The organism is Rhodoblastus acidophilus, assembly GCF_025961575.1.
GTDB lineage: Bacteria > Pseudomonadota > Alphaproteobacteria > Rhizobiales > Beijerinckiaceae > Rhodoblastus > Rhodoblastus acidophilus_C.
On the sequence record NZ_JAOQNX010000042.1, the window covers coordinates 20,125 to 36,421 of the forward strand.

A 16,297-nucleotide genomic window follows, 5' to 3' on the forward strand; every position below is an offset into this window, starting at 1 on the left:
CGCAAGGATTTTCAGTAATGACAGAGGCCCAGGGCGGGGCGACTCGCCAGATTGTCAGCGATTCCTATTTCCATGACGGCGCTCGCTGGGAGCGGGACATCTATCGCAAGCTGCAATGGTCGCGGAACGCCTGGCGCGTGGTGGCGGTCACTCTCGGCCTGATCGCGCTCGCGAGCCTTGTCGTGCTCGGAATGCTCGTGCCACTCAAATCAACCGAAGTCGTCACGCTGCTGGTCGACAAGGCGACGGGCTTTGTCGAGGTCGCGAGGCCGCTCGAAGCCGGCGGCCCGATTTCGGAACGCGAGGCCGTCACGCAGATGAACATCGTCCGCTTTATCCGGGCGCGCGAAACCTATGATCCGCCCGCGCTGCGCGACAATTTCGAGCTGGCGTCCCTGCTGTCGGCCGGCACGGCGAGCAAGGAGCTCGCCGACTTGTACCAAGCGTCCAATCCGCAGAACCCAGTAAGACTCTGGGGCGTGAAGGGGCGCGCTTCCGTCTTCGTGAAATCGGTCATCTTCCTCACGAACGGCTGGATGACGAACCCCGGCGCGCCGGCGACGGCGGCGGTGCGGTTCCAGACGACGCTCACGACGGAGCGGGGCGAAAACGTCGTGCAGAACTGGGTGGCGAACGTGCGTTTCCGCTACACACGCGAACCCCTTAAGAACCAGTGGCGTTTCGATAATCCGCTTGGCTTCCAGGTGATTGAATATCGACGCGACCAGGAAACGGTGGCTCCGGCCGCGACTTCCGGAGCGCTTCAATGAGAATGATCAGTCTGGCGCTTTTGGTTGGCGTGGCTTTAGCGCTGGCGAGCGGCGCGCGTGCTGAGAAGCACCCACGCGCCGTTCCTGGCGACGCGCGCATTCGGACGATCGCGTTCGACAAGGACAATGTCGTCCAGATCTTCGGGACGCGCGGCGTCTCCACCATGCTGGTCTTCGGCGAGGACGAGCACGTGGCGACCGTCGCGATCGGCGACTCCGTCGGCTGGCAGGCGGTGCCGGATCAATCCAAGAGATTCCTGTTCGTGAAGCCGCTCGAACCGGATGCGCGCACCAACATGAACGTGGTCACGAACAAGCGCATCTACAATTTCGTGCTGATCGGCACGGCGGCGCCGAAGCGCGTCGTGTTCAAGGTGCGCTTCACTTACCCGGATGAAGAATATTCGGCGAAGCTGATCGAGAAGGCGCGGGCCATGGCGCAGCCGGCCGGCATTCACCAGATCATGAGCCAGCCGAACGTCAATTACGACTATTCGTACAAGGGCCATTTTACGGAAAAGCCAGGCGTAGCCTTCGACGACGGCGTGAAGACCTATTTCAAGTTCAACGGCCAGGCGCCCTCGATCTTCCGCGTCAACACCGACATGACGGAAACGCTGATCAATTATCGGCGGGAAGGTGAATTCGTCGTCGTGGACGAGGTCGCGGGTCAATGGGCCATGCGAAACGGCCCCAGCACGGCCTGCGTGTTCAATCTGCGGGCGGTCAAGGAGCCGGCGCCGAAGCGCAATGAAACCGATGTCCAACCCGACGTCCAGACCGTCCATGCGGAACCCGAATTTCTCACGCGCGTCTTTGGCGCCCCCGCCGGGGCGAACTGATCGATTTTGGAGGCCCCGATGGCGGCAGATTTTGAAGAAGAAAGCAGGCTGGCGCGTGAGACGGTTACACGGCCGGCGTCGAACCCCAATCTCGTCATGGGGCTGGGGGCCTTCGGCCTCGTAGCCGTCGTCCTCGGCGTCGGCTGGTATGCGTCCCTAAGCAAGCAGGCCGCGAACAAGCCGCGAAATGTCGGCGATGAATCGTTCAAGACCGCGCAACTGCCGCAGGGGTTCTCGGTCGAAAAGGCCGCCGCTGAACAGTCGCCCGCCGACAACAAGTTTGTCATTCCCGTCCCGCCGCCGGTTGTTCCCCCCGCTCCCCCGGTGGTGGCGCCAACGCCGCCCGCCGCTCCCCTGACCACGGTCGCCCCCGTCGACCAGGACGCCTTGCGGCGGGCGGCTGAGGCGGAAAGGCTGCGTAAGGAAGCGGAGGCCAAGCTCCAGGCGCGCCTGCGATCTCCGATGCTGCTCGTCTCGGACCGAGAGGGCACAGCCTCGGTCGATCCTGAGGCCGCGAAGGTCACGGCGGACAAGGACGACGAGGATCCGAACAAGCGTTTCCTGCAGCGGTCGGAAGCGGATGTGGTAAAGGCCCGCGCGACGGTCAACAAACGGACGGACGCCCTGGTGCCGCAGGGCTTCATGATCCGTGCGGTTCTGGAAACGGCCGTGCAATCCGATCTCGCCGGCATGGTCCGGGCGATCACGACCGAAGACGTGTATTCCTTCGACGGGCGCAGGGTGCTCATCCCGAAAGGGACGATGCTGACCGGCGAATACAAGTCGAGCCTGTCGAGGGGCCAGACGCGGGTTTTCATGATCTGGACGCGCATGCTGCGCGCGGACGGCGTCTCGATGATGCTCGGCTCGATCGGGACCGACAGCCTGGGCCGCTCGGGCCTGACCGGCGAAGTGGACGATCATTTTGTCGAGCGGTTCGGCGCCGCCATGATGCTGACGATCGCGGGCGGCACGGCGCAATTCATCGGCGCGCTGGGTTCGGATCAGTCGAGCACGGGCGTCCAATACGCCTATGATTCAACGACCGGGCAGCTCATCCCGATTGCCGGCTCGCAGAATTCGACGCTGAATAGCGCGCGCCAGATCGGCGCCAACACGGTTGCGCAGTCGGTTTCGAAAATGGCCGAAGAGGCCCTGAAAAACTCGATCAACATTCCGCCGACGATCCACATCGATCAGGGCACGCGCATCATTGTGTTCGTGAAACGCGATCTCGATTTCTCCGAAATCTATCCCGATCCGGTCAAGGAAGCTCTTTATGGACTACGTCACCAAGGGCGAAAGCCTAAAGGACCCAATCTGGGATCATCTGCCAGTTTTCTTCCGCCAGGCGGCTACCCCGATCCGACAGTGGCTGCAAAACCCTGATGTGATCGAAATCTGTTGCAATCGGCCCGGAGAGGTCTGGGTTGAGGCGGTCGGCAAACCGGCGATGGAGCGTTTCGAGGCGCCATCGCTGACCAAGGACGCGGTGCAAAGGCTGGCGGAGCACGTAGCCTCGGCGACAAAGCAAAGCGTCAACGAGGAAACCCCGCTTTTGTCCGCGGCCATGCCGCATGGCGAGCGGTTTCAGGGCGTGCTCATGCCGGCCGCGCCGGTCGGCGGGGCGTTTTCGATCCGCAAGCAGGTCGTGTCCGATCTGCGGCTTGAAGATTATGCGGTGATGGGCGCCTTCAGGCAGGTGAAAGTGCGCGGCCCGCGCGATGTCGATGCCGAATGCCTGTCGGACGCTGAAGTCGAGTTGGCGGAGCTGCTGCGGGATCAGACCGAAGTCGGCATTCAGGCGGCACTCCGCTTCGCCATGGAAAACCATATTACCACGGTCATTTCTGGCGGCACGTCCTCGGGCAAGACCACGTTCCTGAACGCGCTGCTGAAATCCATTCCCGACGATGAACGCGTGGTGTCGATTGAGGACACGCGCGAACTGCGCCCACCGCAGCCGAATTGGCTCTCCATGCTGGCGTCCAAGGGCGATCAGGGCCGCGCCAAAGTGACGGTCCAAGACCTGCTGGAAGCGAGTCTGCGCCTGCGACCGGATCGGCTGTTTCTCGGGGAAATTCGCGGTGCGGAAGCCGCGACCTTCTTGCAGGCCGTCAACACCGGCCATCCCGGCTCCCTGACGACGCTGCACGCGGACTCGACCTTCGGCGCCTTCGAGCGCCTCGCGCTGATGACGCTGCAATCTGGCCTGAAGCTCAGCAAGGCGGAAGTGCTGGAATACGTCCGCATGGTGGTTCCGATGGTAATTCAGTTGCGCCGGCGGCCGACGCGCGGCGTCGCCGAGATTTATTTCCGGGGTTTTAAGCGCGAGCAGGCTTAGGCCGGTTCAGACTTGCCTCAGGTGACGCCGCAACCCGCGCACGCGCGAACGCGCCGGCCTGATCCTGGCGGCGCAAGGGCAGGGCGGGGGACTAATGGCCGAATATGATCCGAGCAAAGAGGCGCGGCAGGGGCTGGGAACGTTTGCTGCGCTGGGGGTGCTGCTCGCTGGCGGCGTCCTCGTCGCTGTAGCCTGGGAAGTGGCCTTCGCAGTCACGGTCGGCCTCTCCACCAAATCCTGGGCGCTCTGGCAGAGGTTCGCCCACGGCGAGCTGCTGTTGCCGGCTCAGACCGTCATGGACCAGTGGGGGGCGCCATTGGTGCGCGAACTCGCCGGCCGTGCTCTGCTGGCGACAGTCGCAGCAATCGTCATCGTCGGCGCCGGCGTTGCGCAACTGGCGCAGCAATTCGTGGGCGCCCGGGCGCCAAAGGGCGGGGCGCGGTTCGCAGGCGCGGCCGAATTGCGCAAGGCCGATCTGTTCAATGGCACAGTGGGGTACAGCATCTTTCTCGGCCGTTTCGACGGGCGAGACGTGCGCTATTCCGGGCCGAGCCATGTCTATGTGAACGGCCCCACCCGCGCGGGCAAGGGCGTGGGCTTTGTACTGCCGAACGCCCTGGAATGGCGGGGATCTCTGATTGGCCTCGACATCAAGCGGGAAATGTGGGCCGAGATCGCCGCCGCGCGCGTGCAGATGGGCCAGAGGGTGTTCCTGTTCTCCCCTGGTTCTGAGGAAACGCATCGGTGGAATCCGCTCGATCTCGTCGCGCCCTGGCCGGCGCGCGCGACCGACGTCGCCAATATCGCGCGCAGCCTGATCGCAGCGCCGGCGACCGGCGACGCCTACTGGGCGGAAACCGCGCGCGGCCTGTTCGCCGGGATTTTGGCTTACGTCCTCGACAGCCGCGAGATGGAAGGCCGGCGCACGATCAAATCGGCCCTGAAGATGTTCAGCCGGGGCGAGCCTCTGGCGCGGGTGATGGCCAAGATTCTGACCGAAGAACCGGACCTGCATGAATTTGTGAAGGACAAATTCGCGCAGCACATCGGCCGCGAAGAAAAGCAGCGCATGTCTTTCGAAGCCCATATCGTGACGGCGCTCGACGCCTGGAACAACAGCCTGGTCGAAGAAGCCACGGAGGCGAGCGATTTCAACATCGCAGACCTCAGGCGGAAGCCCTTCACGATCCTGATCGGCACACCGATCGGCGACTTCGGCGCCGTCGAGGCCGTCATTCGGCTGCTGGTCCAGCAGGTGCACGACGTGCTGCTGCGGGCGCTTCCCGGCCTGGATGAGCCGCACAAGCTCCTGCTGATGCTTGACGAGTTCTACCAGTTTGGCCGGATGCCCGAGATTGTCGACCGCGCGCCGCTCGTCGCGGGCTACGGCTTCCAGATCGCGGTGATCGCGCAAGGGCTGACTCAGTTGGACGTTCGCTATGGCAAACCCACCCGCGACATGCTGATCGGCAACATGGACGTGAAGCTGTTCATCGGCGTTGGAGACGAAACAACCGCGAAATATGGCTCCGACGAAGTGGGCAAGCATTATGTTCGCCGCGAAGGCTGGGGCGCGTCGTTTGGCGTCGGTGGCTCCGCGCGGATGAGCCGGTCGATTCAGGGCCGGTGGGAGCTGGAGCCGCTGTTGACGTCCGAAGGCCTTCGTCGCCTCGACAGCCGGAAATCGCTCCTGCTGGTGCGCGGGCAATATGGCGCCATCCTGGACAAAGTGAACTTCTTCCTTGATAGCGCTTACAAACGCCGGGCGAACGACGCGGCATCGTTCAAGTCGGCGGTGCTGATGCCCCACCTGCACGTCGACCACGGCGACCCGATGCCTCGGATCCAGGCCGGTGCGGCCCAGGCCGGGACGCCGTCCTTGACAGCGGCAGCGCATCATGAAGCCGCCATTAAAGCGATCATGCGCGAAGCGCGTGCGCTGTTCGCGGACGTTAGCGACTTTGAATCAGCCTTCCTTACGGCCATGCAGGCTCGCGAAAATGCAGCAGTCGCGGAGGTCTGCAACATCCTCCGCACTAAGCCCGAAACGTTCGGGACGTTGCGATCGCTCAACTTGCGGGCGCGGCTGCTCACGGCGAACGACGATCGCACGCTGGTCTTGAGGGCGCAAATCATCGCCGCGCGCCAAGCGCTGAACAACGAGCGCGCCGAAACGGTGATGGATCGCGCCGGCGTCGTTCCGGCTCTCAGAGTGGCGGCGGGCATTGCCGACAGTGGGTTGGCGAATTTGCCGGAGATCGCAGCGCCGGCGAACCCGCCAGACGAGGCGACGCGGGCAGCTGGCGGCGGTGCGGTAAACCGGGTCGAGGCCGCGCAACCCGAAGCAGCTGACAAAGACGTCGAGGAAATCTCCGATGAGGAGGTTCGCTCTGCCGCGCAAGAGAGCGAAGCGAAAGCACTGGCGATCAAGGCGAACATTGACGCGAAGCTAACCGAGTTTGACGAACGAACCAAAGAATTGCTTGCAAATGAATTGAATGTTCTCGGCGCAGCGGCGCCTCAATTTGTCGACACGCCCGACGACCTGCCATCCTTAATGGGCTAACGTTCAAGCGATTTCATTGCGGAGTGCCTGTCCAGCAATTGGCCCGATCCGACTGCCGCCGATCGAAATGTGCGGCGGCGCGAGAGGGACCGCGGAATAGTGGACATTTCGAGCGGCGGCAGTCGCCTCGCTCCACCACAACTCTTCACGAAATCAACGCTTCGCTTTTCTGCAACCCTAGCGACATTAATCAAAATTGACAAAATCAGCTGACAGCAGACACTGAAGTAGTTGAGAACGAACGTCGCCCGAAGTTGTTTGGAACGATTTCCCAGCGATATTCTCGCCTATACCGTGCAAGTCGGAGGCACGCATGTCGATTTGGGACTGGCTCTTAAACCCGGCAGGCCTGACTGCGCATGGCTTCTGTCTGAGTTGGGCGCCGGGTCTGATTGCGTTGCACGTCGCATCGGACGCCATCACCGGGTTGGCCTATTTTTCGATGCCCCTGGCAATAGCGTCCTTTGCCCGGCGTAGGCGCGATCTCAGCTTCACCTGGATGCTCTACCTGTTTGTCGCCTTCATCCTCGCATGCGGGATGACGCATTTCATGTCGGTATTCACGCTTTGGTTTCCGGCTTACGGGATCGAGGGCGTGATCAAGGCGGTCACGGCTTTCGTCTCCATGGGCTCAGCCGTTGTCCTCTGGCCACAGGTCCCTAAGCTCGTCGCTCTGCCGTCACTGGAGCTCCTGGAGCAGATCAACGAAGAGCAACGCCGATCTCTGAACGTCAGCGAGGAATTGCTGCAATTGTTCATTGAACATGCGCCGGCCGCACAGGCGATGTTCGACAAGGACATGCGCTATATCGCCGTCAGTCGGCGCTGGCTCGAAACCTATGGTCTTGGATCCCAGGACCTCGCTGGCCGAACGCATTTTGAGATTTTTCCCGACCTTCCCGAACGATGGAAGGCGCTGTATCAGAGATGCCTGTCCGGCGAAGTGATCTCAGCGGAGCAGGATCGTTTCACGCGGGCCGACGGTTCAATCCAATTCTTGCGCTGGGAGGCTCGCCCTTGGCGTCGCGCCAACGGCGAAGTCGGTGGTCTTATCCTCTTCATGGAGGACATCAGCGAGAGGACCAAAACTCAGGAGCAACTGCAGCAAAGCGAGGCGCGTCTGGGCGCCATTCTCGACGCGGTCGACGCTTGCATCTACCTGAAGGATCCGCAGGGTCGCTATCTCTTCGCAAACGCCGCCGTACGCCGGATCTGGCGCGCGGAGCTCAGCGAGATCGTTGGCTTCACAGACGAAAAATTCTGGGATGCGGAGACGATCGCCCGCGTGCGCGTTGCAGACCGTCGTGTGCTGGAAGACGGGGAAACGCTCAGGGAAGTGGAGCCTGTCGCCAGGCGCGGCGGCGGCGAGACCGTGACCTATTTGTCGTTCAAGCTCCCTCTTCGCGACGCGAATGGAGCCATCTACGCTCTTTGTGGCATTTCCACCGACATTACCGAGCGTGTGCGCGATGAGCAACGTCTAAAGGACTCCGAACGAAGATATCGCTCGCTGTTCGAAAATATGAACACCGGCTTCGTCTTGTTTGAAATCGAGCAGGACGAACTCGGCAATCCTGTCGATCTGACCGTCCTCTCAGCCAACCAGATATTTGAACAGGTCACCGGGCTGAAGGTTGGCGAGGTCATTGGCAAACGTTTGACAGAATGCCTGCCGGGCATTGAAGAGGACCCGGCGGACTGGATCGGCGCTTACGGCAGGGTGGCGTTGACAGGCGAGCCCATTCAATTCGAACAAAATTCAGACTTGCTGGGCGTTCATTTCGCGGTCGGCGCATACCAGCCCGCGCCGCGACAGTGCGCCGTGACTTTCCTGGATATTTCGCAGCGCGTAAAGGCCGAAGCGGAAATCCGGCTCCTGAACGTCGACCTTGAACGCCGCGTCGCCGAACGGACTGCGGAAGTCCATGCCAAAGAGCGCTTGCTGCGCACGATCACCGACGTGGCGCCGGGCGTGTTGGGCTATTGGGACGCAAATCTGCGCAACAGGTTCGCCAACCGCCGCTATCTCGAATGGTTCGGCATCGCGCCGGAGCGCATCGAAGGCCGGGAACTGGCCGAGGTGTTCGACCCGGACTTAATCGCCTTGGTGGAGCCCCATGTGCGCGGAGTCCTGAACGGCGAGCCGCGCAGCTTCGAGCGTCCGATCACCAGAGCCGATGGGACGACCGGCCATGCCTTGACTTTGTTTGCTCCAGATATCGTCGATGGAACGGTTCGCGGCTTTGTCGTCGCGGCGACCGACATCACGGAATTCAAGCGGGTGCAGGCCGAGCTGGTCAAACAGGCGGAGGAGTACACGGATCTTTATAACAGGGCGCCCTGCGGCTATCACTCGCTCGACAAGAATGGCGTCATCGTCCGGATCAACGACACTGAACTCGGCTGGCTCGGGCTTACTAGGGAGGAGGTCGTCGGAAAGAGACGGCTGCTCGAATTCCTGTCGGAAAAATCACAAGACACCTTCCGACGCGTTTTCCCGAAGGCTTTCGCCGCCGGACGCGTCGACGAACTGGAAATGGAGTTGCGAAAAGCGGATGGAAGCGCAATGCCCGTCCTCATCTCGGCGACCACGCTGCAAGACGCGGATGGCGCAACGGTGGCGACCCGTTCCGTGGTGTTGGACTATTCACGTCTGCGCATGGAGCAGGAGACTTTGCGCCAGGTGATGCGGGCGGCGCCGATGGCGGTGCGCGTGGCGTCGCTGCAGGACAACAGATTGCTGTTCGTAAATCACGCCTTCGCCGAGCTCGTCGGTCGCACCGAAAATGATGCGCTGGACTGGGACATCCGCAGCGGCTATCGCGACCCCAGGGTTTTTGATGATCTTTGCGAGCGCCTCGCTCGCGGCGAAGCCGTGAAGAACCGGCTGGTGGAGCTCCGTCGCCCTGATATTCCCGATCCTCCGTCGGTCTGGGCGCTGGTGTCTTTCATGCGTATCTCCTACGAGGGGCGGCCGGCCTCGCTCGCCTGGCTCTACGATGTCACGCCCCTGCAAGACGCCAAGCTGGCGGCCGAGCGTGCTATGGCGGCGCGCTCGCAGTTCCTGGCCAACATGAGTCACGAAATCCGCACGCCGATGAACGCCATCCTGGGCTTCACCCGCCTATTGGAGCGCGAGAATCCCACGCCAGGACAGGCCGAACGCCTGGGTAAGATCGACGTGGCGGCGCGACATCTGCTGGTGTTGATCGACGATATCCTCGACCTTTCTCGGCTCGAGGCCGGTGGGCTGAAGCTCGAGGAACGCGACTTTGACCTGGGCCAGTTGCTCGCCGACGTCGCCTCCCTGATCGGCCCCGGCGCGCGCGAGAAGGGGCTGCGCGTCAACATCGACCTCGACCATATGCCGGACCGGGTTTCGGGCGACGTGACGCGCCTGCGTCAGGCGCTGCTCAATTACGCCAACAATGCGCTGAAGTTCACGGAAAAAGGGTCCGTCACCCTCCGCGCCTTGCTGATTCATGAAGGCGACAACAGCATATTCGCGCGTTTCGAGGTCGAGGATTCCGGCATCGGCATCGCGCCTGAGGTACTGCCCCGCTTGTTCAGCCTGTTCGAGCAGGCCGACGCCTCGATCAAGCGCCGCTTCGGCGGCGCCGGGCTTGGCCTGGCGATCACCCGTCGGCTGGCGGAAGCGATGGGCGGCGAGGCCGGCGCGGAGAGCGCGCCAGGCGCCGGCAGCACCTTCTGGTTCACGGCGCTGCTGAAGAAAAGCAAGGGGGCGTGGGAGAACCAAGTGCGACGGTCCTCTGGCGATTTCGTCGCGCATTTCGAGGGACGGACGAACACACGCATCCTTTTGGTCGAGGATAATGAGATCAATCGCGAGGTTGCGGTTGAACTGCTCCGGGCGGTCGGCCTGGATGTTTCGACGGCCGCGCATGGTGGGGAAGCCGTTGAAAAGGCGAAAGCCGAGCCGGCCGATCTCGTCCTGATGGATTTACAGATGCCTGTCATGGACGGTATGGAGGCCACACGGGCTATCCGCAAGCTACCAGGATGGGAAACGAAGCCGATCGTGGCGCTGACGGCGAATGTCTTCAACGAGGACCGCCGCGCCTGCCTGGACGCTGGGATGAACGATTTCATCACCAAGCCGGTCGATCCCGCTCAGCTTTACGCTACGCTGGCGCGCTGGCTTCCGGCCGAAGGCGCCGTCCGACCCGAGACGCCGTCGGAAGTGGCGCGCGGCGACGATGGCCCGCTGTCTATCGAAGGCCTGGACGTCGCTGACGGTGTCAGGCGGATGAACGGGCGGATGGATGCCTACAAGCGACTGGTCGCGCGCTTCGCTGAACTTCACATGGGCGACGTCGATCGCGTAAGGGATCGTCTTGGCCAAGATGATGCAGATGGCGCTGTGTTGATCACCCATACCCTGAAAGGCTCCGCAGGGAACATCGGCGCGAACGCGCTGTTCAATGCAGCCAGTCGTCTTGAGGCCGCTTTGAAGGATCGCGGGGACGCAAAAGAGGTCGAACAGGCCATGGCCACGACCGCTGGGCGTTTGACTTCACTAGTCGAATCCATAAGAGCCTCGCTCGAGCCGGAAGTGGCCGTGAGCTCGGCCGAAATCTCCCACGACCCCGAAAAGGTTCGTCGCATTCTGGACGTGCTTGAGGCAGCGCTCGCCGCAAGCGACGTCCAGGCGAATCGAATCGTCGAATCTTCGTCCACCGCGCTTCAAGCGGCTCTTGGTCGCGCATACGAGCCAATGAGGCATCAAATCACCGAATATCTGTTTTCCCAGGCGCTCGAGACGTTGCGCCGCGCGCGAAAAGTCTCACAAGAGTGATTAGTCCGATAGCTGAATGACCGCCTCAGAGCGGCGTTGCCGCACGAACGGTGACCGGAATGCCACGGTCACCAGCGTCGGCTTCGAATAGATCAGAGCCGTGTACCTGAAAGGTCACGAAACTGCGGCGGATTTAAAGACGTAACGGATGCCTCCAGCGCAAACTGAGGATTGGATGATTGAAAAACCTCCACCCCAAAGCAGACACAAATTAGCTGATTTGACGCTCAGTACTGGACCGTTGTGCGCACGCCGAGAACGAGGGCGTTGGGAATAGAAAGAAAGACATTCGGTTTGTGCGGGTCCGGAGCGCAGAGCCGGGATGAATGACCTATTGTATGCGTGGCTTTACGAGAACGCCCATAGCCACCTTGAAGGAATAGGTTACTTCAATGATCGACTCGAAAGTCCGAGCGGCGCGGTTTGCGCCAGTGAAGTAATTGGCGTCGAGATCGGCGGCGTGTGCTATGGCGCTGATCCGTGCGAACGTTCCAAGCAAGGCGAACTGGTCGTCAGGACGGCCGGGGACCATGCCCTGGAACGTCAGCCCCCCGTCCCCATAGAATCCACGATCTTGCGGTCGGGTGGGGCGAAGGCGAGGCGGCCGAAGGCGAAGGCGCCATCGTCCGCCTTTCCCGGCTTTTGCTAAACCTGCCGGTCCAAAATGCCGTAAAACGCTAAATCGCCGCGATGCTGACGAAGCGAACCGCTGCCGCCCGGATCCCAAATGGACCCGCCGTCGCTGGCGAAGCGCTCGTCGGCGAAGCAGCCGAAATGGCTCCAGCCGCCGATCCGCAACGTTCCGGGCAGGAGCGAGCCCATCTCCGCGCCATATTTTGAACTGCGCCTCAGCAATTGCGAACGGCGGGTCTGTTATGCGGAAATTCAGTCCATAGGCATCGTGCTTCTGTGGATCGCCACGAGCACCACAGCGTCGCGGCGGCGTTGAGGCCCCAGACCTTGCTGCCCTCCTTCATGATCGCGCCGGCGCCGAGAAAGCCGATGCCGGACACCACATAGGCGGCGATTTGCGCCGCGCCCGCGGCGCCGCTGATTCGAAACCCGAGCGAAACGAAGGGCGCGGCGCCCACGACGACAAGCACATTCGTCCTCAGTCCGGCGCTGCGCTGGCGGTATTGCCGCTCGGCGCCGATCAGCGGCGCCAGCACGAAGGCGACAGCGACGCGATGGTCAGATCCATCACCGGCCCGATTTCGACCTTGATCATGATATCGCCCTCGCGAGTCCGGCGTCGCGCGCTAGACTTGGTCATCGACTCATTAAACCGGCACCATATGCGAAACGCCGCGAGCTTGACGCCTGCGAGGAAGTTGTCGGCTCGCTTGTCGTAACGCGTGGCGACGGCTCTGAAGTGCTTCAGTTTGTTGAAGAACCGCTCCACTAGGTTGCGATACCGGTAGAGGTATTTGCTGAAGGCGGGCACGTTCTTTCTGTTGGGCATGGGTTTGACGTTGGCCCATGCGCCGCGATCGGTGAGAGCTTTGCGCATCGCGTCGCTGTCATACGCGCGATCGGCCAACAGGATTTGCCCGTCCTTCAATGCGGCGTGTTGATGGACGCGGATCGACGAGGAGTCGATCATTTGGATGTCGCCGTCGTAAGCCTTTGAAACAGCGTTGAGAAGCCGATCCCACACGCCCGCTGCGCCACCGGTTGAAGCGATTGACGCAAGTTGTGTGCGGCCCGTAGCGGGCCGGGATGTCAGCCCAGGGGGCCCCGGTGCGTAGACGCCAGAAAATCCCGTTCAAAACCATCCGGTCGTCCGAACGCTCGACGCCGCGCACCTTGTTCGGCAAAAGCGGCTGGATCACCGACCATTCAAAATCCGTCAAATCAAAACGAGCCATTCTCATGCCCCCCAGATCGGGGAAACTGAATCAGAGCGGCCGCGATTCGGGAATCCCGTTTATGAGTTCATGACCTAGGGCGCCGAAGCCAAGGGCTGATCGGCCGTCTTCTCGGCCTTGTCGTGCGGCTCGACGTGGATGGTCACGACGGCTTCGAGCAAAGCCTCCGTCAAGGCGGCTTCGATCCGGTCGCAGATTTCATGCGAGCGGGCGACGGTCATGTCCCCGGGAACGACGAGATGGAGATCGATGAAGGTGACCTTGCCTGCATAGCGCGTGCGAAGGTCGTGAAACTCGATCGCGTCCTGTGCATGATCGGCGAGAACTTTTCGAATGGCGACCAACTGGTCCTCCGGCGCGGTCTCGTCGAGCAAACTTCCGGAATTCTCCTTGAATACCTCCCAGCCGCTCCACAGGACGTGGAGCGCCACCAGACCGGCGATCACGGCGTCGAGAACGTGGATTCCGGTGACGATCACCAGTCCAACGCCCACCACCACGCCGCCCGAAGTGACGACGTCCGCGAACAGGTGCTTGCCGTCGGCGACGAGAGCGGGCGAATAATGTTTCCGTCCCTGGCGAATCAGGACGGCGCTCCAGACCGCGTTGAGGGCGGTGGCGATGCTGCTGATCCCCACGCCGAGCAAAGGCGCATCGATCGGCTTGGGCGCGAGAAGACTGTTGTAGGCTTCGTGGAGAATGGTGACGCCGGCGAGGACGATGAGGACGCCAACGACGACGGCGGACAGATATTCCGCCTTGTGATGACCGTAGGGATGCTTTTCGTCCGCCGGTTCGGCGGCATAGCGGATCGCCGCGATGGCGGCGATGGCGGTCACGACGTTGATGACGCTTTCCAGCGCGTCGGAAAACAGCGCCACGCTGCCCGTCATGTGCCAGGCAAAGCCCTTGATGAGCAGAACAATCAGGCTGATCGCCAAATTGCCCAAAGCGATTTTTCGGGAAAGGGGCATGAGGAATTCCGTCGAAAGGGAAGATGTTGGCGCGCCATCCGCGTTCGACCATGCGGACGAGCGGGTCGATGCGCCGGGAATGTTTCGGTTTCATGACAGCCGGGATTGTCGCCCGGCTGCGCTGCTCAGGGGAAAGCGGCTTTATTGAGTCGTGAGCGCAAGCATCACGATCCGGTAGAGCACCAGCCCGCCGGCGAAGACGAGGTAGAAGCGCAGCACGGACATCCACAGCCGCGACGCCCTTGAAAGGCGCGCCGGCGGCAGTTTGTGCAGCGGAGGCATCCGCCAGCAGGCGCGAACTTCGGGCTCGACCTTCACCGCCTCGCCCTTGCCGCGCAGCGCGAAGGCCGCCAGCGTGCCGACCAGGGTCAACGCGTCGCCGCCGCCGAGAATGGCGAGAATGGCCTCCTCGTCGGTCGCGTCAGGCAGCATCACCGAGGCCGTCAGGATGATCGACAGGATCACCAGCACCCCGATCACCGCGCAGGTGAAGACGTTGAGCCAGCGCCCATTGACCCAGGGTCCGAGCACGTTCTTGTCGTTGCACAGCAGCAGCAGGAACACGGTTACCGAAGGCACCAGCACGCCGGCCAGCGTCTGCACCGCATCGGTCAGCAGGCCGAGCGGCGCGCCGGGGGTGAGGACGAGGCCGGCGGCGAGTGTCCATTCGGCCTGCACTCCATCGTCGGTAGCAGGTGCCTATGCGGAACCCGTACCGTCCAACGAATCTCACGTGAAGGTCATGTCGCGTTACTCTTAACACTTTAAGCCAGGAGCTCGGGGACGACGATCGCCCAAGGTAAGGCGAATTGGTCCGCCGTTTTCGTCGGCGTCGGCGTCCTCGCGGTCATCTTGGCCCTCAAAAATTACAAGCGCGTCCCTGCCGTGGTGATCGCCGTGGTGGGGGCGACGTTTATGGCCGGGGTTTTCGGCCTTGACGAAAAATATAAATCTTGCGCGCGAGACCACCGAACACGCGTCCCTCGTCGTGCTCGTCGGTATAAACCGCAACTTCGGCGAAGCGTTTTGGGACCTGAGTGGAACTGATGGGCTTTGGCCCTAAACTGCGCATTAAGTGTTCCGGGGCGCAAGGTCGGTCATCTTTATAAAAAGACGCCCGCAGGATCCCATTCCTGGCGGGCGATGTTTCGCAGTGTAGAGGGAATTCCCATATAATTGTGCAGGCGCGAAATAGTTCCGCAGCGCAGCACCGAAGTGGAGAACCCGCGTGACACCTCTGCAGAAACTTGGCATTTTAGGAGACGTTTCCTGACGCCAACCGTTATCTTCAATGGCTCAGCCTTCTACAATTCATATCGTCGACGACGAAGCCGATATCCGTCACGCGATGGAGCTTATTCTTGAGAGCGCCGGCTACCGGGCGCGCAGCTATAGTTCGGCGCGTGAGTTCTTCGACGCCGACCACCGCGGAAGCAACGGCTGCGTGGTCCCCGATTTAAGCATGCCCGACGAGAGCGGAATCGAGCTGTTGGCGCGGCTCCAGCAGAGCGCCGCCGCCATGCCCGTCATCGTTGTCTCCGGCCGAGGGGATATTGCGCTCGCAGTGCATGCAATGAAGAAGGGCGCGGTCGATTTCATCGAAAAACCGTTTTCCGCCGAGCGGCTGATCCAAGCAGTTCGCGTCGCCGTCGAGAAAGCCAATCTGAATGAGCCTATTCCGCAAACCGATTTGCCCATGCTGAGCAGACGGGAAAAGGAGGTGTTGAGCGAGGCTCTCGTTGGGAAGGCCAACAAGATTATCGGCCAGGAGCTGAAGATCAGCGAGCGGACAGTGGAATCGCATCGCGCGTCGATCGCTGATCCGGCCTTCAAGCTCGCCCGCGACCTATGTGCGTCGCGTCGACCGTGTGCGCTATCATCCGGCCTATCACGCGCTGATGGAGATCGCGGTCGAAGGCGGGCTCGCCGCGCCAGAAGAAAAACCCGGCGCCCACGTCGAAAGGGCGGCACGGTTCTAGATGCAGACTGAGGTCGAAGCCTGCCATCTCTAGCGCGCGAAACAGAGCTGGTCCCGGTTGTCTGAACAGTTTCCCGCGACCGATAAGTGCTTTTCTGCCGGGTTCTTTCGTCAGAGGGCGCCGGGGTGTTGGGTGTGA

General features: G+C 61.9%; 10 protein-coding genes and 3 pseudogenes. 7 read left to right on the top strand and 6 right to left on the bottom strand.

Annotated elements, in window-relative coordinates; all coding sequences use genetic code 11:
- Positions 1–17 precede the first annotated feature (17 nt).
- The 6 genes from M2320_RS21420 to M2320_RS21445 all read left to right on the top strand — a co-directional run bounded on the left by M2320_RS21420 (position 18) and on the right by M2320_RS21445 (position 11,338).
- A complete protein-coding gene (locus M2320_RS21420; RefSeq protein ID WP_264599029.1) occupies positions 18–770 on the top strand; it encodes a virB8 family protein in 753 nt (250 codons plus the stop codon).
- Positions 767–1,612, top strand: a complete 846-nt coding sequence (locus M2320_RS21425; RefSeq protein ID WP_264599030.1) for a TrbG/VirB9 family P-type conjugative transfer protein — start codon at positions 767–769, stop codon at positions 1,610–1,612. The genes M2320_RS21420 and M2320_RS21425 overlap by 4 nt, the downstream gene beginning before the upstream one ends.
- 18 nt (positions 1,613–1,630) lie before the next feature.
- Positions 1,631–3,001, top strand: coding sequence for a type IV secretion system protein VirB10 (gene virB10 / locus M2320_RS21430; protein WP_264599031.1), 1,371 nt, complete (start codon positions 1,631–1,633; stop codon positions 2,999–3,001).
- The gene (gene virB11, locus M2320_RS21435; RefSeq protein ID WP_264599032.1) at positions 2,892–3,956 is read left to right on the top strand and encodes a P-type DNA transfer ATPase VirB11; all 1,065 of its coding nucleotides are present in this window, start codon (positions 2,892–2,894) and stop codon (positions 3,954–3,956) included. The genes virB10 and virB11 overlap by 110 nt, the downstream gene beginning before the upstream one ends.
- A 94-nt stretch (positions 3,957–4,050) precedes the next feature.
- The gene (locus M2320_RS21440; RefSeq protein WP_264599033.1) at positions 4,051–6,522 is read left to right on the top strand and encodes a type IV secretory system conjugative DNA transfer family protein; all 2,472 of its coding nucleotides are present in this window, start codon (positions 4,051–4,053) and stop codon (positions 6,520–6,522) included.
- 313 nt (positions 6,523–6,835) lie between these two features.
- Positions 6,836–11,338, top strand: a complete 4,503-nt coding sequence (locus M2320_RS21445; RefSeq protein WP_264599034.1) for a PAS domain-containing hybrid sensor histidine kinase/response regulator — start codon at positions 6,836–6,838, stop codon at positions 11,336–11,338.
- 331 nt (positions 11,339–11,669) lie between these two features.
- Here M2320_RS21445 and M2320_RS23420 read toward each other — a convergent pair whose 3' ends face one another.
- The 6 genes and pseudogenes from M2320_RS23420 to M2320_RS21470 all read right to left on the bottom strand — a co-directional run.
- Positions 11,670–12,065, bottom strand: a complete 396-nt coding sequence (locus tag M2320_RS23420) for a carbohydrate porin (protein WP_425540703.1) — start codon at positions 12,063–12,065, stop codon at positions 11,670–11,672.
- Complete coding sequence (locus tag M2320_RS21450) at positions 11,984–12,160, bottom strand: carbohydrate porin (protein WP_264599035.1); 177 nt, start codon at positions 12,158–12,160, stop codon at positions 11,984–11,986. The genes M2320_RS23420 and M2320_RS21450 overlap by 82 nt, the downstream gene beginning before the upstream one ends.
- A gap of 98 nt (positions 12,161–12,258) precedes the next feature.
- Positions 12,259–12,513 (bottom strand): annotated as a pseudogene (locus M2320_RS21455) (MgtC/SapB family protein); the annotation flags it as partial.
- 107 nt (positions 12,514–12,620) lie between these two features.
- Positions 12,621–13,212, bottom strand: a pseudogene (locus M2320_RS21460) (IS5 family transposase); the annotation flags it as partial.
- 68 nt (positions 13,213–13,280) lie between these two features.
- On the bottom strand, positions 13,281–14,180 hold the full coding sequence (locus M2320_RS21465) for a cation diffusion facilitator family transporter (protein WP_264599036.1): 900 nt from the start codon (positions 14,178–14,180) through the stop codon (positions 13,281–13,283).
- Between the two features lie 141 nt (positions 14,181–14,321).
- Positions 14,322–14,840: pseudogene (locus M2320_RS21470) on the bottom strand (manganese transporter); the annotation flags it as partial.
- A gap of 631 nt (positions 14,841–15,471) precedes the next feature.
- Between M2320_RS21470 and M2320_RS23285 the strand changes: the two are divergent.
- Positions 15,472–16,170: a response regulator transcription factor gene (locus tag M2320_RS23285; protein ID WP_319801462.1), complete on the top strand. Its 699-nt coding sequence runs from the start codon at positions 15,472–15,474 to the stop codon at positions 16,168–16,170.
- Positions 16,171–16,297: the final 127 nt, after the last annotated feature.